This window comes from Parvibaculum sp. (assembly GCF_046297875.1).
GTDB lineage: Bacteria > Pseudomonadota > Alphaproteobacteria > Parvibaculales > Parvibaculaceae > Parvibaculum.
Window position 1 is genome coordinate 439,962 of the sequence record NZ_JBKBHD010000001.1, and the last position, 17,610, is coordinate 457,571.

At 62.7% G+C, this 17,610-nt stretch carries 19 protein-coding genes and 1 riboswitch; of the genes, 9 read left to right on the forward strand and 10 right to left on the reverse strand.

The window, feature by feature from the left end:
- Window positions 1–14 precede the first annotated feature (14 nt).
- The 3 genes from ACK4FH_RS02200 (at window position 15) to ACK4FH_RS02210 (ending at window position 2,159) form a co-directional block, all read left to right on the forward strand.
- Window positions 15–851: a mechanosensitive ion channel family protein gene (locus ACK4FH_RS02200; RefSeq protein ID WP_409810805.1), complete on the forward strand. Its 837-nt coding sequence runs from the start codon at window positions 15–17 to the stop codon at window positions 849–851.
- A 61-nt stretch (window positions 852–912) separates the two neighbouring features.
- The gene (locus tag ACK4FH_RS02205) at window positions 913–1,182 is read left to right on the forward strand and encodes a DUF6460 domain-containing protein (RefSeq protein WP_409810807.1); all 270 of its coding nucleotides are present in this window, start codon (window positions 913–915) and stop codon (window positions 1,180–1,182) included.
- A gap of 95 nt (window positions 1,183–1,277) precedes the next feature.
- Entirely contained in the window at window positions 1,278–2,159 is an 882-nt protein-coding gene (locus tag ACK4FH_RS02210; protein WP_409815113.1) for an SDR family oxidoreductase, read from the forward strand.
- A 139-nt stretch (window positions 2,160–2,298) separates the two neighbouring features.
- On the opposite strand, the gene ACK4FH_RS02215 is transcribed toward ACK4FH_RS02210, so the two are convergent.
- Complete coding sequence (locus ACK4FH_RS02215; protein WP_409810809.1) at window positions 2,299–3,273, reverse strand: NADPH:quinone oxidoreductase family protein; 975 nt, start codon at window positions 3,271–3,273, stop codon at window positions 2,299–2,301.
- A 117-nt stretch (window positions 3,274–3,390) separates the two neighbouring features.
- Between ACK4FH_RS02215 and ACK4FH_RS02220 the strand changes: the two genes are divergently transcribed.
- Window positions 3,391–4,272, forward strand: coding sequence for an alpha/beta fold hydrolase (locus ACK4FH_RS02220; RefSeq protein WP_409810811.1), 882 nt, complete (start codon window positions 3,391–3,393; stop codon window positions 4,270–4,272).
- Here the strand turns inward: ACK4FH_RS02220 and ACK4FH_RS02225 are convergent.
- The 5 genes from ACK4FH_RS02225 to ACK4FH_RS02245 all read right to left on the reverse strand — a co-directional run bounded on the left by ACK4FH_RS02225 (window position 4,260) and on the right by ACK4FH_RS02245 (window position 8,741).
- Complete coding sequence (locus tag ACK4FH_RS02225) at window positions 4,260–4,838, reverse strand: TMEM165/GDT1 family protein (protein WP_409810812.1); 579 nt, start codon at window positions 4,836–4,838, stop codon at window positions 4,260–4,262. The two genes, ACK4FH_RS02220 and ACK4FH_RS02225, sit on opposite strands and share 13 nt — an antisense overlap.
- An 85-nt stretch (window positions 4,839–4,923) precedes the next feature.
- Window positions 4,924–5,030: riboswitch (yybP-ykoY riboswitch) on the reverse strand.
- 62 nt (window positions 5,031–5,092) lie between these two features.
- Window positions 5,093–5,443 carry a DUF3147 family protein gene (locus ACK4FH_RS02230; protein ID WP_409810813.1) on the reverse strand — a complete coding sequence of 117 codons (351 nt, stop codon included), beginning with the start codon at window positions 5,441–5,443 and terminating at the stop codon, window positions 5,093–5,095.
- Between the two features lie 3 nt (window positions 5,444–5,446).
- Window positions 5,447–6,481 (reverse strand): alpha/beta hydrolase, encoded by a 1,035-nt coding sequence (locus tag ACK4FH_RS02235; protein ID WP_409810815.1) that lies wholly within the window; start codon window positions 6,479–6,481, stop codon window positions 5,447–5,449.
- Window positions 6,478–7,134 (reverse strand): TetR/AcrR family transcriptional regulator, encoded by a 657-nt coding sequence (locus ACK4FH_RS02240; RefSeq protein WP_409810817.1) that lies wholly within the window; start codon window positions 7,132–7,134, stop codon window positions 6,478–6,480. Before ACK4FH_RS02240 ends, ACK4FH_RS02235 begins: the two co-directional genes overlap by 4 nt.
- A 215-nt stretch (window positions 7,135–7,349) precedes the next feature.
- Window positions 7,350–8,741, reverse strand: coding sequence for a flavin-containing monooxygenase (locus ACK4FH_RS02245; protein ID WP_409810819.1), 1,392 nt, complete (start codon window positions 8,739–8,741; stop codon window positions 7,350–7,352).
- A 243-nt stretch (window positions 8,742–8,984) separates the two neighbouring features.
- Between ACK4FH_RS02245 and ACK4FH_RS02250 the strand changes: the two genes are divergently transcribed.
- From ACK4FH_RS02250 to ACK4FH_RS02260, 3 genes are read left to right on the forward strand one after another with little or no spacing between them, the layout of a single operon-like run.
- Window positions 8,985–9,506: a PaaI family thioesterase gene (locus tag ACK4FH_RS02250; protein ID WP_409810821.1), complete on the forward strand. Its 522-nt coding sequence runs from the start codon at window positions 8,985–8,987 to the stop codon at window positions 9,504–9,506.
- On the forward strand, window positions 9,503–9,937 hold the full coding sequence (locus ACK4FH_RS02255; protein ID WP_409810823.1) for a PaaI family thioesterase: 435 nt from the start codon (window positions 9,503–9,505) through the stop codon (window positions 9,935–9,937). Before ACK4FH_RS02250 ends, ACK4FH_RS02255 begins: the two co-directional genes overlap by 4 nt.
- Entirely contained in the window at window positions 9,934–11,259 is a 1,326-nt protein-coding gene (locus tag ACK4FH_RS02260) for an MATE family efflux transporter (protein WP_409810825.1), read from the forward strand. The genes ACK4FH_RS02255 and ACK4FH_RS02260 overlap by 4 nt, the downstream gene beginning before the upstream one ends.
- A gap of 93 nt (window positions 11,260–11,352) precedes the next feature.
- On the opposite strand, the gene arsC is transcribed toward ACK4FH_RS02260, so the two are convergent.
- The 3 genes from arsC to ACK4FH_RS02275 are packed head-to-tail and all read right to left on the reverse strand — an operon-like array spanning window position 11,353 to window position 13,156.
- The gene (gene arsC, locus ACK4FH_RS02265) at window positions 11,353–11,703 is read right to left on the reverse strand and encodes an arsenate reductase (glutaredoxin) (RefSeq protein WP_409810827.1); all 351 of its coding nucleotides are present in this window, start codon (window positions 11,701–11,703) and stop codon (window positions 11,353–11,355) included.
- A 24-nt stretch (window positions 11,704–11,727) separates the two neighbouring features.
- Window positions 11,728–12,786 carry a quinone-dependent dihydroorotate dehydrogenase gene (locus ACK4FH_RS02270; RefSeq protein WP_409810829.1) on the reverse strand — a complete coding sequence of 353 codons (1,059 nt, stop codon included), beginning with the start codon at window positions 12,784–12,786 and terminating at the stop codon, window positions 11,728–11,730.
- Between the two features lie 4 nt (window positions 12,787–12,790).
- A complete protein-coding gene (locus ACK4FH_RS02275) occupies window positions 12,791–13,156 on the reverse strand; it encodes a DUF952 domain-containing protein (RefSeq protein ID WP_409810831.1) in 366 nt (121 codons plus the stop codon).
- Between the two features lie 118 nt (window positions 13,157–13,274).
- Between ACK4FH_RS02275 and ACK4FH_RS02280 the strand changes: the two genes are divergently transcribed.
- The gene (locus ACK4FH_RS02280; protein ID WP_409810833.1) at window positions 13,275–13,904 is read left to right on the forward strand and encodes a S24 family peptidase; all 630 of its coding nucleotides are present in this window, start codon (window positions 13,275–13,277) and stop codon (window positions 13,902–13,904) included.
- A 6-nt stretch (window positions 13,905–13,910) separates the two neighbouring features.
- Here the strand turns inward: ACK4FH_RS02280 and ACK4FH_RS02285 are convergent, their stop codons facing one another.
- A complete protein-coding gene (locus ACK4FH_RS02285; RefSeq protein ID WP_409810835.1) occupies window positions 13,911–15,569 on the reverse strand; it encodes a lysine--tRNA ligase in 1,659 nt (552 codons plus the stop codon).
- 154 nt (window positions 15,570–15,723) lie between these two features.
- Between ACK4FH_RS02285 and ACK4FH_RS02290 the strand changes: the two genes are divergently transcribed.
- A complete protein-coding gene (locus ACK4FH_RS02290; protein WP_409810837.1) occupies window positions 15,724–17,610 on the forward strand; it encodes a sensor histidine kinase in 1,887 nt (628 codons plus the stop codon).

The window sequence follows — 17,610 nt, forward strand, 5'->3', positions numbered from 1 at the left end:
GAGGACCCGCACTTATGCTCGACCAGTTGCCGCCCGTGATCCGCGATCAGCTCGATGTTCTCCTGCCGCAGATCGTGGAGGGGGGTGTAAACCTCGTTATCGCCATCTCGATTCTGATCCTGGGCTTCTGGTTTGCGGGGCGGTGCCGGACCTGGATGATCCAGGCGCTCGACCGTGTGCCGGCCTTCGACGACATGCTGAAGAATTTCTTCGGCACGCTGGTGCGCTACCTCATTCTCATCTTCACCATCCTTGCGGTGCTGGCGAAGTTCGGGGTGCAGACGGCGAGCCTGATCGCCGTTCTCGGCGCAGCGGGCCTTGCTGTCGGCCTTGCGATTCAGGGAACGCTTTCCAATGTGGCGGCCGGCGTGATGCTGCTCATCTTCCGTCCGTTCCGGACGGGGCACTATGTCGAGGCGGGCGGCATTGCCGGAACCGTCAAGGCGCTGACGCTCTTCACCACGGAACTCGCAACGCCCGACAATACGCAGATCATCGTGCCAAACAGCGATGTCTGGGGAAAGCCGATCACCAATTTCAGCTTCCACCCGATCCGCCGTATCGAGATCATCATCGGCATTTCCTATGGCGACGATATAGGCAAGGCCATGCAGATCATCCGCGGGGTGCTGGAAGCGGATGAACGCTGCCTTGCCGATCCGGAACCCTTTATCGGCGTGGCGAGCCTTGGCGACAGTTCGGTGAACATCACCACCCGCGTCTGGACGCAAACGGCGAATTTCTGGCCGCTGCGCTTCGACATGACGCGCCGCATCAAGGAGGCCTTCGACCAGGGCGGAATCACTATCCCCTTCCCGGTGCGGACGATCTATACTGCCAAGGCGGAGTGACCCCCGGAGGCAAAGCGGGCGGCGCGGGAACAAGGCCCGAAAGCAAGGGAAGACAAGTCACATGAACCGTTTCTTCGGCGGGCCTGTCCTGCCCACGCTCTTCAAACTCGCCATTGCCTCCATTGCGGTGGGCGTCGTGCTCGCACTGTTCGGCATCAAGCCGATCGACCTCTGGCGCGATTTCATCGAGACCATCGCCCGCATCTGGGAAATGGGTTTCGAGGCGATCGACTGGTCGCTGCAATATCTGCTGCTCGGCGCGGTCGTCGTCATCCCGATCTTCATTGCGGTGCGCATCTGGAACGTGTTGCTGACGCGCGGGCGCGACTGAGCCTTCCGCTACGTCACACCGAAAAGCGAGACGGCGCGCAAACGAGAAGCTAATCTCCCCGGCAAAACATATCCGCGGAGGACAAGATGCATTCGATGTTTCGCAACGATCTGCTCAAGGGCAAGCGCATTCTCGTGACCGGCGGTGGCACCGGCCTCGGCAAGGAAATGGCCGAGGACTATCTGCGCCTCGGCGCTGAAGTCTATATCTGCGGCCGCCGCAAGAGTGTGCTCGACGACACGGCGAAGGAACTGATGGACCGCCATGGCGGTTCCGTGAAGACGCATAGCGTCGACATTCGCGTGGCGGCGGCGGTGGATGACATGGTCTCCGAAATCTGGGCCGATGGCGGGCCGCTCACCGGCCTCGTCAACAATGCGGCAGGCAATTTCATCTCGCCGACGAAAGATCTTTCGACGCGCGGCTTCGATGCCATCGCCGGCATCGTCTTCCATGGTTCCTTTTATGTGACGCATTCGATCGGTACGCGCTGGATCAAGGACAAGGTGCCGGGCAGCGTCATCTCGATCCTCACCACCTGGGTCTGGAACGGCGGTCCGTTCACCGTGCCGTCGGCCATGTCGAAGGCGGGCGTGAATATCATGACGAAGTCGCTCGCCGCCGAATGGGGCCCTTACGGCATTCGCCTCAATGCCATCGCGCCGGGCCCCTTCCCGACCGAAGGCGCATGGGCGCGGCTCTCGCCCGGCCAATCGACCGATGGTGACAGTTCGCGCGACGGTATTCCGATGGGCCGCGTCGGGCAGATGCATGAGCTGAAGAATCTTGCCACCTTCCTGATGGCCGATGGCTGCGACTATCTCACCGGCCAGTGCATCGCGATCGACGGCGCGGGCTTCTCGGCCAGCGGCGGTAATTTCTCGCGGCTCTCGAAGCTCTCCGACGAAGAGTGGGACAAGATGCGCGAGATGATCCGCGGCGCAAACGACAAGGACAAGGCGCAGCGGAGCGTTTGAGAAAGGCTCTCTTCAACCACCGTTCTCGTCACCCCGGGCTTGACCCGGGGGGCCAGAGCCTCAAACTCTGAGCTCGCCGCCCCTAGATTGCCGGCCTCCTTGGAATTAAAGGAGGGCCCGGCAATGACATCTTGTTTTTCTACATTTCGATCACGACCTTGCCGACCACCTTCCGCTCCTGAAGCATGCGCATCGCATCGACGGCGCGCTCGAGCGGAAAGCGGGCGCAGATATAGGGGTCGATCTTGCCTTCGGCGGCGAGACGATCCACCGCCTCGATATTCGCCTTGCCCGCTTCCGGATCGCGGCGGCCATACTCACCGGCGCGAACACCAACTACCGAGAAGCCCTTGATGAGCGGCATGTTGACGGAGACGGTCGGGATGCGGCCGCTCGTGAAGCCGATGATGAGCAGCCGTCCGTTCCAGGCGATGCAGCGCACGCTTTCATCGAAGACATCGCCGCCCACCGGATCGTAGATCACATCCGCGCCGCGCCCGTCCGTCAGCTCCTTCACTTTTTCGCGGAAGCCGTCATTTACATTTATGACGTGATCGGCGCCACGCTGCTTCACGACTTTCAGCTTCTCGTCAGAGGCGGATGTCGCAATCACCGTTGCGCCGAGGAGCTTTCCCATCTCGACCGCGGCGAGGCCAACGCCGCCCGTCGACCCATGCACGAGAAGCGTCTCGCCCTTCTGCAGATGACCGCGGCAGACCAGCGCCACATAGGCCGTGAGGTAAGCAGCCGGATAGGCAGCGGCCTTCGCGAAATCCATTTTGCCAGGGATGGGGCGGCAGGCCGCTTCGGGCACGTTCACCGCCTCGGCGAAGCCGCCGATGCGCAGGCCCGCCACCACGCGGTCGCCCATTTTCAGCTTCGTCACGCCCTCGCCGAATGCGGCGACAACGCCCGCGCCTTCCATGCCGGGCGAGAAGGGAAGGTCGGGCTTGAACTGATACTTCCCCTGTACCATCAGAATGTCCGGGAAATTCACCGAACATGCCTTGAGATCGAGCCTCACCTCGCCCTTGCCCGGCGGCGGCAGCTCCAACTCTTCCATCCGCAGGACGGAAATATCGTCAGACAACTCATGCACACGCATGGCCCGCATGCTTCACTCCCTTGAGAATTTATGGCGAATTCCTATCTCGCGAGCATAGAACCATGGCCTAAACTTCGCCATGGTGCCGCCGGACAATCCGGCCCCGGGGGAAAGAGAGGGACCAGAATGGCTTCAGGAATGGAAGATGCGCGCTTCGGCGTCGCGCATCTCGACAGGATCGTTTTGCACTATGCCGAGATGGGGCCGGAAGACGGCCCCCTGCTCATTCTCCTGCACGGCTTTCCCGACAACTGCTTCGGCTGGGGGCACCAGATGCCGGCGCTTGCCGCAGCGGGCTTCCGGGTGATCGCGCCGGACCAGCGCGGCTACGGCGTGAGCGGAAAGCCCCGAGGCGTGAAGGCCTATGATCTCGAAGAGCTCACTGAAGACGTGATCGCGCTGGGCCGGCATTTCGGCGAAGAGCGGCTTCGCGTCATCGGCCATGACTGGGGCGCGAGTGTTGCCTGGTGGCTGTGCTCGACGCGGCCGGAGGCTATGGAGAAAGCGGCGATGATCAATGCGCCGCATCCCGCGATCTGGAAGCAGGCCATGTATGCGGACAAGGAACAGCGGAAGAAGAGCCGCTACGTCAAGATGTTCCGCCTGCGCTGGCTGCCTGAATGGATGATGCGGCGGAAGAATTATTCGGCGCTTGTGGAAGCGCTCGAATCCTCGGCGCGGCCCGGTGCCTTCGAAGCCGGCGAATGGGAGCGGTATCGCAAGGCCTGGAGCGAGCCCAAGGCTTTGACCTCCATGATCCACTGGTACCGCGCGTTGCTGAGAAAGGACCTTTCAAAGCCCGTGGCGCGTATCGACGTGCCGGTGCTTCTCGTCTGGGGCGAGAAGGACCAGTTTGCCGATCCTTCCCTTGCCCGACGCAGCATCGAACTTTGCGAGCGGGGCGGCACGCTTTTCTTCGCGGAGGGCACGCATTGGGTGCTCCGCGAGGAGGCGGCGAGCATCAACCCCATGCTCATTACCTTCTTCCGCTCCGATCAGGACGCATAGGCAAGCGCCGTCACACCCCCCGCAATGCCGAGGCCGATGAACACCAGCGCCGCCGCAAGGCGCATGGTCTTCGCCGGTATGCGCCTTGCCAGCGCCTCGCCGAACAGCACGACGGGGACATTCGCTACCATCATGCCAAGCGTGGTGCCGAAGGCGACCGCCACCAGCGCTTCATAACGCGCGCCGAGCGCCACTGTTGCAAGCTGGGTCTTGTCGCCCATCTCGACGAAGAAGAAGGCGACCGTGGTTGCGATGAAAGGGCCAAAGCGCAATGCCGCCTTCGTTTCCTCTTCCGAGGGCGGATCGTCGGGAATGAGCGCCCAGAGCCCCATCAGGATGAAGGAGACGGCCAGCACCCAGGCGAGAATTTCCGGCGTGAGCCAGGCCGCCACCAGCGTGCCGGCGAAGGCGGCAAGCGCGTGGTTTGCGATGGTTGCGGCGAAAATGCCGGCGATGACGGAAAGCGGCGCGCGGAAGCGCACGGCGAGAATGAGCGCGAGCAATTGTGTCTTGTCGCCGATTTCGGCGATGGCGACGGCACCGAGCGATACGAGGAAAGCTTCCAAGAGAGTTCTCCGCTGCCGGGCACGACACCAATGACCCATCGCGCCTGCCCGGCAAAGGCAGCGCGTTGAGCCAAAGGTCTCGCCAGATCAGCGGGCTGATTGCGGACGCCATGAAGCCGGAGCTTCAAGTCTGTTGACGCCCGCCCCTCTCTGCCATGTGGCGGAGGGCGGCTACTCCCCTAAGGACGGCGTCGAAATAACATGTGCCCTCGTGCCACACAAGGGCGTTGAGGCATAAGAATCGTTCGCAAACATCACAGCGCGATGCCGAAGCGCGAAGCAATCCATATTGTCGCCAGGTAGAACAGCACGGTGATCGCACAGCCGACACCGAGCGCAATCCAGAACCCCACGCCGTGGCGCAGCATCGCCGGAAAGATGAGAAACATCGGCAGCGATGGCAGCACATACCAGAAGGTCGCTTCGGCATGGTCTGCTATGCGCAGCGTGTCGCCCGTCTCCCGCCAGAGCCACACGATCGCGAGCAGCGACACGAGCGGCAGCGACGCAACGAGCGCGCCAAAGGCCGGGCTTCGCTTCGCAGTTTCCGAGACGATCATCACGAGGATGCCGGAGACTGCCGCCTTGACAATCGCATAGAGCATGGCTCAGGCCGCGCCTCGCAATGCTCTTCCCACATCGCTCGCGATCTTCTCGCAGGCGGCTTTTGCGGCGGGAATGGCGCCGGTCATCGCGGTGAAGGCGTGCGGCAGGCTGTCCTCACAGCGATAGCTGACGGTAACGCCTGCGGTTTTCAGCCGCTCGGCATATTCGGCACCCTGGTCTCGCAGCGGGTCGAAGCCCGCGGTGACGACGATGACGGGCGCAAGGCCGGAGAGGTCCGCCTCGCGCATCGGCGAGACACGGAGATTGGCAAAATCGGCGGGACCGTTCAGATAATGACTGGCGAACCAGTCCATTATTTCCGCCGTCAGCGGATAGACATTGCCGCAGCTTTCCATCGAGCCGCCCTTCGCCGCCCAATCCGTCACGGGATAGATCAGTAGCTGAACGGCAGGCGGCTGAAAGCCCTTTCGTTTTGCTTCCTGCGCGACGACGGCGGAGAGATTGCCGCCCGCGCTGTCGCCGCCGACGCCGATGCGGCTTGCGATCATGCCAAGCTCGCCTGCATTGTCCGCCGCCCAGCGGTAGGCCGCAACGGCATCGTCGGCCGGTGCGGGAAACTTGTGCTCAGGCGCAAGGCGATAGGCGACGTTCAGCACGGCGCAGTTCGCTATGTCGGAAATCATGCTGCAGAAGACATGGCAGGTGTCGAGATCTCCTATGACGCAGCCGCCGAAATGAAAGAAGACGAGGCCGGGAAGCGCCTCCGTGCTGCCGCGCGGGCGATAGAGCCGCGCATCGAGCGGGCCGCCGGGGCCCGGCACCTTCAGGTCGCGCACCTCTACGGATGCGCGCGGCGCATCGTCGAGAAGCGCGAGGCCTGCCGATGTCGCGCTGCGTGCCGTCACAGGATCGAGCGTGGTGATGGATGGCTGGCGCGCGCCCTGCACGGCGAGAAATTGCGCGCGCGCATCGAGAATGCGTCCGTCGATCGCGAGCGGCTTGCCGCCCGACATCCTGACAAGAATGCTGTCGGGAAACTTCAGCAGACTGCGGACGATGAATTTCTGGAGGCTCATTTCTGCTCCTGCTTTCCCTTGTGCGGCAGCGCGCGGACGCCGCCGAGAACGAGCGCGGTGGCGAAGGCGGATGCTTTTTCCGCGTCGATCTCCGGCCGCAGCAGCATCCTGTCGCCCATTTCCATGGCGATGCCGACGACCGAGGCCATCAGATACTCGGCATCCACTTCCGGCAATGTGCCATTGCGAATGTCCTCTTCAAGATATTCCCGGATCTCCTCGAAGCCCGCGATCAGCTCCGGCGTGTCCATGCGAACGCGGATCGTATTCGGGTTGCGCCGCATGAGCTGAAACGAGTCGCGATCGGAGGCGAGATAGTCGAAATAGGTGCGATAGGCATTGCGGATGAAATCCTCGAAGGTGCGCGAGCGAATACGCTCGGCGCGCAGGCGAGGACGGATGCGGCGCATACCTTCGTCCATCAACGCTTCGAAGACTTCTTCCTTGCTGCGGAAGTAGTTGTAGAAAGTGCCGGACGCGAGGCCGGTCTTGCGGATGATGTCACGCACCGAGGTTGCGCCATAGCCGAGATCGGCAAAGACGCTGCGTGCCGCGCTCAATATCGCTTCGCGATTGTTCAGCTTGGTAAGCTCGCGCTTGCCCGGCTTCTTCTTTACGTCTGCAGCAGCCGCATCGTCGATATCGGTGCTCATGCGCGCGCCCCGGCCCCGCATGAAGTCATGTCTCTCTTCATCATCCCTCCTGAGCGCCGGGCCGGGGCTTCCCCTCCCCGCCCGCGACGCAGCCGACTCGACAGCCGGTTTTTGCCGACTCTACTCTCATGACGACAATCGTCAACTTTCGGGGGCGGCCTGTGCCGTCGCCGAAAGACCTTGTTTTTCATAAGGCTAGATTTGAGGGGCCGCTCTCACTCCGCCGCCCGCGCCCCTGCTGCTGCCGCGCGGGGCGGCACCGGGAGTGGGTTGCCGGCCGCCTTTGCGCGCTTCTCGCCCTGCTTCCATTCGCGCTTCAGGTCGTGGCAGTAGATGTTGAAATCGACCTGCATCTTGTGGCGCGGGCTGTCGTAGAAATGGCCGATGAAGCGGCGCTCATCCGCCACGATGATGCGCTCCATTTCTTCCCCGGACGGCAGTGCATATTCGCCGGCAAGATAGGCAGCGAGCCAGCGCGCCTGCTGCTCGGCGAAATTCGTCAGCGTCGGCAGCGGCTGCGCCAGCGCCATGAAGAAGAGATTGGGGATTCCGGGTTTCATCACACGCTTGAAAAGCGGAATGTGGTTGTCCTTCACCTCGACGACCGACTTGTCGAGGAAGGGGAATGACACGTTGTAGCCCGTCGCATAGATGACGACATCGACATCTTCCGCCGAGTCATCGGTAAAGCGGATCTTCTTTCCCTCGAAGCGTTCGATATTCGGCTTTACCTTGATATCGCCACAGCCGACTCGGGTGAGAAATTCACCCGACACGGAGGGATGAGCCTCAAGCGGCTTGTGGTCCGGCTTCGGCAGGCCGTAATCCTCCATATTGCCCACGGCGCGCTTCAGCGCACGAGCGGCAAGCCAGCGCTGCAGGCGCAGCGGCACCCAATGCGGGAGCGACGCCTTGTCGGCGACGCGGCCGCCGATATATTTCGGGAAGATGTAGACGCCGCGCCGCGCCGATACCCAGAGCTGCTTCGCAATCGGCTTCTGTGACAGTTCGGAGGCAATATCCATCGCGCTGTTGCCCATGCCGACAACGACGATGTTCTTGCCGCGCATCTCCACCGGCTCGAAAGGCGTCAGATAGGAATGGGCATGCATCTGCACGCCGTCGAACTCGCCGGGGAAGGCGGGCGCCGGCCAGCGCGGGTCCCAGTGATGTCCGTTGCAGACGAAGAGCGCATCATAAATGCGCGTCTCCGACGACGGCCCGCCCGCGGCGGAGCGGTCGATCGTCACGCGCCAGAGACCGTCGGCCATACGCTCGCAATGCGTCACCGCGGTGTTGAACTCGATCTTCTCGCGCAGGCCGAAGTGGTCCACATACTCGTTGAAATACTGCAGCACCTGCGAGTGATGCGGAAAATCGGGAAAGTCGCCGGGGATCGGGAAGTCCTCGAACTGCATCCGGTATTTCGACGTATCGATATGGAGCGACTCATAGCAGGCCGACATGCCGTTCTTGTTCTTGTAGGCCCAGTTGCCGCCGATCGTGTCCGACATTTCAAAAATGTCGAATGGAATGCCGCGGTCCTTCAGCGCCTTGGCGGTGGAAAAGCCGCTGCAGCCTGCACCGACGATACAGACTTTGGGCATGGCGGCTGGCGCCGCCGCTCTCGATTGTGCGGACATGAGGCAGTGCTCCCGGAATGTGAATATCGATGCGAACAGGCTACAGGAATTCTCGCGCGCGGGTCCAGAAACGAGCGGGCACGGGGCCGCAGACAAAGACGGACGCTGCGGCAGGTGACCGCTGTGCCTCGCCGCCGATGCCTTCAAATCGCGGTTGACTTGGGCGCGCGGCGGGGCGCAATTAGAGGCGCTAGCAGGGAGACAAAAATGGCGGCGGACGACATCACCGAAGAACATATCGCCCTGATGAAGGATGTGCTGATCCAGCATGTTCCGCATGCGCGCGCGCTCGGCATGAATGTCGTTCATGCGAAGCGGGGCGAAGGCTGGCTCTCCGTTCCCTACCGCGAAGACCTGATCGGCAATCCGCAGACCGGCGTCATCCACGGTGGCGTCATAACCTCATTGCTCGACAATGCCTGTGGCATCGCGGTGCAGCTTGCGCTGCCCGAGCGCATGTCGATTGCGACGCTCGATCTCCGGATCGACTACATGAAGCCTGCGACGCCGAAGCTCGACCTCATGGCGCATACGCATTGCTACAAGGTGACGACGAATATCGCCTTTGTACGCGGCACCGCCTATCACACAGACGAGAACGATCCGATCGCCACCTGCGTCGGCACCTTCATGCTGGCGGCGAACCGCGCAACGCCCATGCCGATCACACCGGAGGTGGCGGAAGAAGCGGCGAAGTTCCTGCAGAAAAACAAGGAAAGCAAGGCATGAGCGAGAAAGTGGCCCGCGACATCAATGCGCTCATGCAGGCAATTCCCTATGCCCGCTTTCTCGGCATCACGGTCGACCAGCGCGGCAACGAGATCACCACCGTCATGCATTTCTCGGAAAAGCTGATCGGCAATCCAGTGCTGCCCGCGCTTCATGGCGGCACAATCGGCGCCTTTCTGGAGACGACGGCCATCGCGCAACTTGCCTTCGAGATCAACGGCGATGAACTGCCGAAACCCATCGGCCTTACCATCGACTATCTGCGCTCGGGACGCCCCGTCGATACGTATGGCCGTGCCGTGATCACCAAGCAGGGCCGCCGCGTCGCCACGGTTCACGCCGAGGCCTGGCAGGACGACCGTTCGCGGCCGATAGCGGCAGCGCATGGCCATTTCCTGCTGAAGCCCGCGGACGAACCTGCCGGATCATGAGCGAAGCGGCGGCGGCAAGGCCTCGCGTCACACACCATATGGTGCTGGCGATTGCCGTTCCCATCGTCATTTCCAATCTTTCGACACCGTTGCTCGGCCTTGCGGACACAGCCGTCATGGGCCGGATGGGCGATCCGAAATATATCGGCGCAGTGGCGCTCGGTGCGCTTATCTTTACCATGGTCTACTGGACCTTCGGCTTTCTTCGCATGGGCACGACGGGCTTGACCGCGCAAGCAGAAGGTGCAGGCGATGGCGAGGAAATCCGCGCAGCACTCGGCCGCGCACTCATCATTGCAGGCGGGATCGGCTTCGCGCTCATTCTGCTGCAATGGCCGATCGCGCTTGCCGCTTTCGCGCTTCTCGATGGCGGCGACGAGGTGGAAGAGCTTGCCCGGCTCTATTTCGATATCCGCATCTGGAGCGCGCCGGCGGCGCTAGCGAACTATGCTATTGCCGGCTGGTTCATCGGCCTTGGCCGCGCAAAAACCGCGCTGGTGCTGCAGGTCTTCCTCAATCTCGTCAATCTCTTCTTCAATATCTGGCTGGCGCTCGGTCTCGGCTGGGGTGTGGCGGGCATCGCGGCCGGTACGCTGATTGCGGAAGTCTCGGCGGCGATGCTCGGACTCGCGCTTGCCGCTCATGCGCTTAAGCTCTATCCGGGCATCTGGACCCGGCCGCGGCTCCTCGATGCGGCGCGGATCAGGCGCACCATCGCCATCAATCGCGACATCATGATCCGCACGATTGTGCTGCTGCTCTCCTTCGCCTGGTTCACCGCAAAAAGCGCGGAGGCAGGCACTGTCATCCTCGCGGTCAATTCGATCCTGCTGCAATTCGTGACCGCCTGCGCCTTTTTCCTCGATGGTTTCGCGCTTGCTGCGGAAACGCTCACCGGCAAGGCCGCGGGCGCGCGCGATCTGCGCGGCTTCGACCGGGCGGCAAGGCTCTCGACGCTCTGGGCTGCTGGCATATCGGCGCTGCTGACATTATCGATGTTTGCCATTGGCGGTGCGGCGATCGATTTCCTTTCGCTTGATGCGGAAGTGCGTGAGACGGCCCGCCTCTATCTTGTCTGGGCGGCGCTGCTGCCAGTCCTTTCGGTCTGGTGCTACCAGCTCGACGGCATCTTCATAGGCGCCACGCGGAGCGCCGAAATGCGCAATGCGGCCCTTGCCTCAAGTCTTCTCTTCCTCGCGCTCTGGTGGTTCTTCCTGCCTTACGGCAATCACGGGTTATGGGCGGCGCTGACCGGGTTCAACCTGATGCGCGCGCTGTCGCTCGGCTTCTACTACCCGCGGATGCGCCGGGGCATCGCCTGAGCAGGACTGCCCCCATTTCACCTCCCCCCAAGACGGTCATTGCCGGGTCAAGCCCGGCAATGACCGTCTTGGGAAAGGTAGAAAAAGTACGGATCACAGAATTTCGAGCACGCTCTCGGGCGGGCGGCCGATCCGCGCCTTTGCCCCCATGACGACGATGGGACGCTCGATCAGAATCGGATTTTCCTCCATCGCACGGACGAGCTTCTCATCCGTCAGCTTTTCATTGTCGAGTCGGAGCTCCTTGTAGACAGCTTCGCCCTTCCGCATAAGATCGCGGGGCTTCATCTTCAGCTTCTTGAGGATCGCCTGAAGCTCCACCGCGCTTGGCGGCGCCTTCAGGTAATCGACGATCAGCGGATCGAGCCCGCGCTCTTCAAGCAGCGCCAGCGTCTGCCGCGATTTCGAACAGCGCGGATTGTGATAGATGGTGGGGCGCGCCATGCCTTCCCTCCCTTGAGTTTCCGTCTAGAGTTTTACATCCGCGCCGACGGCATCCTTCAGATTCGCGAAGCCATCGGCCGCAAGCTGCGCCGCAAGATCGGCCTTGATGCGGCCAACAAGTGCCGGGCCGTCATAGGTGAGTGCGGAATAGAGTTGGAGCAACGAGGCACCGGCGCGAATTTTCCCGTAAGCATCGTCGCCCGACGAGATGCCGCCGACGCCGACCAGCGGAATGCGGCCCTGCGTCAGCCGGTAGATATCCGCCAGAACCCTTGTCGACATGGCGAAGAGCGGCGCGCCGGAAAGGCCGCCCGTCTCGTCCGCATTCACGCCCGAGACGAGGCCCTCGCGCACAATGGTCGTATTGGAGACGATGATGCCGTCGAGGCCGAGACGCAGCGCCACATCGGCAATGTCTGCAAGCTCTTCGGCGCCGAGGTCCGGCGCGATTTTCAGCAGCACCGGCGTCATGCGCGCCGTGCCGGTGTGGCGCGCGGCGAGTACGCGCACGATCAACGTTTCGAGTTCCTCCTTGTTCTGCAGCGCGCGCAGGCCCGGCGTGTTGGGCGAGGAGATGTTCACCGTGAAATAGGAGGCAAGCCCGTCAAAGGCGCGGATGCCTGCCTCGTAATCGGCAATGCGGTCCGCCGAGTCCTTGTTCGCGCCGATATTGACGCCGACGATGCCGCGCCTGCTGCGCCGCGCGATGAGCCGCTTCTTCAGCGCCTCATGACCCTCATTGTTGAAGCCGAGCCGGTTGATGACCGCGCGGTGTAGCGGCAGGCGGAAGACGCGCGGACGCGGATTGCCGGCTTGCGGGCGCGGCGTCACCGTGCCGACTTCGGCAAAGCCCATGCCCATCGCCAGAATCGCGTCCGGCACCTCGCCGTTCTTGTCGAAGCCGGCAGCGATGCCGAGCGGATTCTCGAAGTGAAGCCCGAAGAGATCGATTGCGAGCGACACCGGATCGGGCTGCTTCTGCCGGGGGCCGAGGCCCATGCGGAGCGCGCGGATGGTGAGCCGGTGCGCCGTCTCGGGGTCGATCAGGCTCATGAAAGGCCGGGCAAGCGGATAGAGATCCATCTCCTCAGCCCTCCGCCATCATGTGACCGGGGAAGATATGCACGCCGTCCTCATCGAGCGGCAGCGGGTCGACGCCGCGCACGGTTTCGATGCGCAGCACATCATAGAGATGGGGGAAAAGCGCGCCGCCGCGAGAAGGCTCCCATTTCAGGGCCTCGCCGAGCGCGGCCGCCTCGACCGCGACGAGCAGCAGGCCCTCGCGGCCTGCAAAATGGCGCGACGCCGTTTCCGCCGCCTGTGTGGCCGTCGAGAAATGGATGAAGCCGTCGTCGATATCGACGGCGGAGCCGATGAAATGGCCCTCCGCCTCGGCGGCGATCCATTCATGTTCGCTGACGATCTTGTAGATGAGGCTGGTACTTGAAGGCACGGGGCAGGTCTCCGGATGCGGGGCGCACTCTAGCGGGGCCCGGCGGGAGCGACAAGACTATGGATGGGAATTAAATCCTGTGCCATACTCCCCTTCAATCTGACAAAAGGACCAACCCATGCCCCGCCTGCTTTCGCATGGCCGCATCTGGGCTGCGATCGACGCACTGGCCGCGCGCCACGGCATGACGGCTTCCGCGCTCGCGCGGACGGCAGGTCTCGACCCTACAACATTCAGTAAATCCAAACGGATGACGGCTGAAGGCCGGCCGCGCTGGCCCAACACCGAAAGCCTTTCGCGCATTCTCGAAGCCACGGGCACGGACCCAGAGGAATTTCTTGCCGGCGACGGCAACTCCCGCACCAACCGTGTGCCGCTGATCGGTTTCGCGCAGGCGGGCGGCGGCGGCTATTTCGACGATGCAGGCTTTCCGATTGGCGGCGGCTGGGAAGAGACCGCCTTTCCCGAGATCAAGGATGAACATGCCTATGCGCTGGAAGTCACCGGCGACAGCATGGAGCCCTTCTATCGCGAGGGCGATGTCATCGTCGTCTCGCCCGCCGCGGAAGTGCGGCGCGGCGACCGCGTGGTGGTGAAGACGGTTGCGGGCGAGGTCATGGCGAAGGTGCTCATGCGGCGCACGCGCGAGCGCGTCGAGCTTCACTCCTTCAACCCGGCGCATGATCCGCGCATCCTCAAGCCGCCGGAGATTCTCTGGATGGCGCGGATCATCTGGGCAAGCCAGTAGCCCGCCTCACTCTTTCGAGAGATCTTCGCCCGCCAGCACACGGCGGATGAGTTCGCGCGTATTGTCGATGCCGTAAAGCGCGACGAAGGAACCGAAGCGTGGTCCCCGCTCCTGCCCGAGCAGCACCTGATAGATCATCTGGAAGAAAGCGATGGATACGCCGGGGCCACCTTCGGGGCTCTTCTTCGTATGGTCCTGAAAGCGTTCAATGCTGCGCGCAACATTCAGCATCTCGTTCTGGATCGTCTCGCCATCCGCACCGGCCTTCAAATCGGAAAGCTTTTCGGACAGAGCAGCGAGCGCCACCGCCTCTACTTCGTCCGGCGCACGGAATACCTTGGTGGGCTTCACGAAATCGTCGAAATAGCGGATCGCGTAAGCGGTCAGGCGGTCGAGTTCCGGGTGGCTTTCCGGCGTCACGCCCGGCACATGGCGCGAGATGAAGCCCCAGAGCACAGCCTTGTCATGCGCATGCGAGGCGCTGACGAGATTGAGCAGCAACGCGAAGGAGACAGGCAGTTCGATCGCAGGCGGATTGCCGTCATGAATGTGCCAGACTGGATTGCCGAGGCGTTCCTTCCAGTCCTGACGCGGATAGGCGGCGAGATGCTGGTAATATTCGTCGACCGCACGCGGGATGACGTCGAAATAGAGCTTCTTCGCCTGGCGCGGGCGCTGAAACATGTAGAGCGCAAGGCTCTCGGTCGGCGCATAGGTCAGCCATTCATCGATGGTGAGACCATTGCCCTTCGACTTCGAAATCTTCTCACCCTTTTCATCGAGGAAAAGTTCGTAGACAAAGTGTTCAGGCGGACGGCCGCCGAGCGCCTGACAGATGCGGTCATAGATGCCCATGTTCGGCCCGTGATCCTTGCCGAACATTTCGAAATCGACGCCGAGCGCCGCCCAGCGCGCGCCGAAATCGGGCTTCCATTGCAGCTTCACACGGCCGCCTGTAACGGGGATCGTCGTTTCCTCACCGTCCTCGTCGTCGAAGGTAATGGTTGCGTCTGCCGCATTCACCTTCTTCAACGGCACATAGAGCACACGGCCGGTCTTCGGCGAGATCGGCAAAAAGGGCGAATAGGTCGCGCGGCGCTCCGGCCCGAGCGAGGGCAGCATGATTGCCATGATGTCGTCATAGCGTTCGGCGACGCGCTTCAGGATCGCGTCGAAACGGCCGGACTTGTAATAGTCGGTCGCGCTTGCGAATTCGTATTCGAAGCCGAACGTGTCGAGAAAGCGCCGCAGCATCGCGTTGTTGTGGTGGCCGAAGCTCTCGTAATCGCCGCTGAAGGGATTGGGCACCGAGGTGAGCGGCTTGTGCAGATAGGGTTCGAGGAAGGCGCGGTCCGGCACGTTGTCCGGAATCTTGCGCATCCCGTCCATGTCGTCCGAAAAGCAGAGAAGCCGCGTCCTGACCCCCGGCATGAGGATTTCGAAGGCGCGGCGCACCATGGTCGTGCGCGCCACCTCGCCGAACGTGCCGATATGGGGCAGGCCCGACGGGCCATAGCCCGTCTCGAAGAGGACCGTCGGATTCGCATCGCCGCGCTTCTCGATCCGCTCCACGATTTTCCGCGCTTCCTGGAAGGGCCAGGCGTTGCTGACCCTGGCGGCTTCAAGAAGTTCGGACGTGGCTATGGCGGTTGCGTCGGCGGACATCTAATCTACCCGGCAATGAATATTTAAGGCTTTGTCAAGCGCGCGGACCCTATGCTTTGGGCACCCCCCAGTCAATGCGGTGCGGGCGGACCCGGCCCTCTCCCGGGAAGCCATGATGCAGCGCCATGTGGCACCGCGCCCGGAGCATGAATCAGTGAACAGGCCAAACGAGGCAGACCTTCCTGAAATGGCCGTTCCTGCGGAAGAGGATGCCACTCCCGAGCTTGGGCCCATGCGCCGCACCCTTCCGATAGAGACGCGAATCGATGCCGAGCAGGTGCGGCTGCTGCTCTCGCTTGGCGAGGCGAGCCGCTGGACCATTTTCGGCGGCATTGTGATCGTCGGCCTTGCCTTCTTCGAAACGGCGCCGGTCTGGAGCCTGCCTGTGGTCCTTGCGATCCAGCTTGTCGCCCAGTTCGCCTTCGACCGGGTGCGCGGCGGCTTCCGCGCCGACCCGGACGCCGTTCCCAATGCCATGAAATGGGCGCACCGATATGCGCTGGTCACGCTGATCAGCGGCGCGACATGGGGCGTCGGATCGCTGTTCTGGCTGCCGGGGTCAAGCTTCGCGCATGAAATCTTCTACATCCTCGTGCTTGCTACACTCGTCATGGCGACCGCGGTATCGCGCGCCAACTATCCGCCTGCTGTCGCCTATTACGCGATCGCCTCCTGTACGCCCGTTACCATCATGCTGCTCTGGCGGGCGGAGCCCCTTTCCATCGCAACGGTCGTTCTCTCGGCCATGTTCTTCGTCACCGCCGCAGGCTGGACGAGGCGCATCAATGAAGGCTACCGCGAAGCCTTCCGGCTGCGCTTCGAGAATGCCGATCTTGTGGAGCGGATGAACCGCGCCCATGCGGCGGGCGAGCAGCGCCGCCGCGATGCCGAGGAATCCGAAGCGCGCGCCAAGGCGGCAATGCAGGCAAAGCAGGAATTTCTCGACATCATCAGCCATGAGGTGCGTACGCCACTCGACGGGCTTCGCAACATGGCGATGTATCTCGCCGACGAAGCGGTGAACGATACGCAAATGAAGATCGCCGCCTCTGTCGAGGAAACGAGCCAGCTTCTCCGCCGCCTCATCGACGACATGATCGACTTCTCGGAAATCGAGGCGCGCTCGCTCGAACTGAAGCCGCGCAGTTTCGACCCGGCCGAACTTGCCGCAGGCATTGTTCGCCTGACGCGCCATCAAGCCGTGGCGCGCGGGCTCTCGCTCGAGCTCGACAAGGGCATGGATGTTCCACCCAGCATGGTCGCCGACCCGGACCGCGTGAAACAGGTTCTCGCAAACCTTGTGGGCAATGCGATCAAGTTCACCTATCAGGGCGGTGTCGTGGTGCGCGTTTCAACACTGAAGACGCCCGACAACGAAACGCTGTTCCGCTTTTCTGTCACCGATACCGGCCCCGGCCTCACGGATGACGCCCGGCGGCGAATTTTCGATGCCTTTGCGCAGGGTGCGGATGCACGCGACTTCCGCTTCGCCGGAAAGGCGGCGGGCGCCGGGCTCGGACTTCCGATCAGCGAAAGGCTGGTGCGGATGATGGGCGGCCATATCGGCGTCGACAGCACGCCCGGCCAGGGCAGCACGTTCTGGTTCCTGCTACCGGCGGAACCGGGCAGCGCAGAAGCCTATATCGCCTCGCTTCGCGATGGCGACAAGCCGGTGCGCCAACATGAGCCGGAACGCCTGATCGATCTCGATCACCTCTATGAACTTGAGCAGCGTCTCGGTGGCGCTCATATCACCGATCATCTCGTGGCCGGACTTGAGCGCGTACTTGCCATTCACCGCCAGATCGAAAAGGCGCGTGTGATGCGCGACGGCGAGGCCCTTTCGAACCACGCCCGCGAGCTGCGGATGGCAGCGGCGGACATTGGCCTGACGGCAGTTGCGCTTGTCGCAGGCGATATCGGTTCGGCGCTTGCGCAAGGCGAGGCCGATGCCGCCATGCATTCAGTGCCCCGGCTGCAACAGAAGATCACGGCGACCTGGCGCGCGCTTGCCAAGGCCTATCCGAGCCTCGCCGCCTGA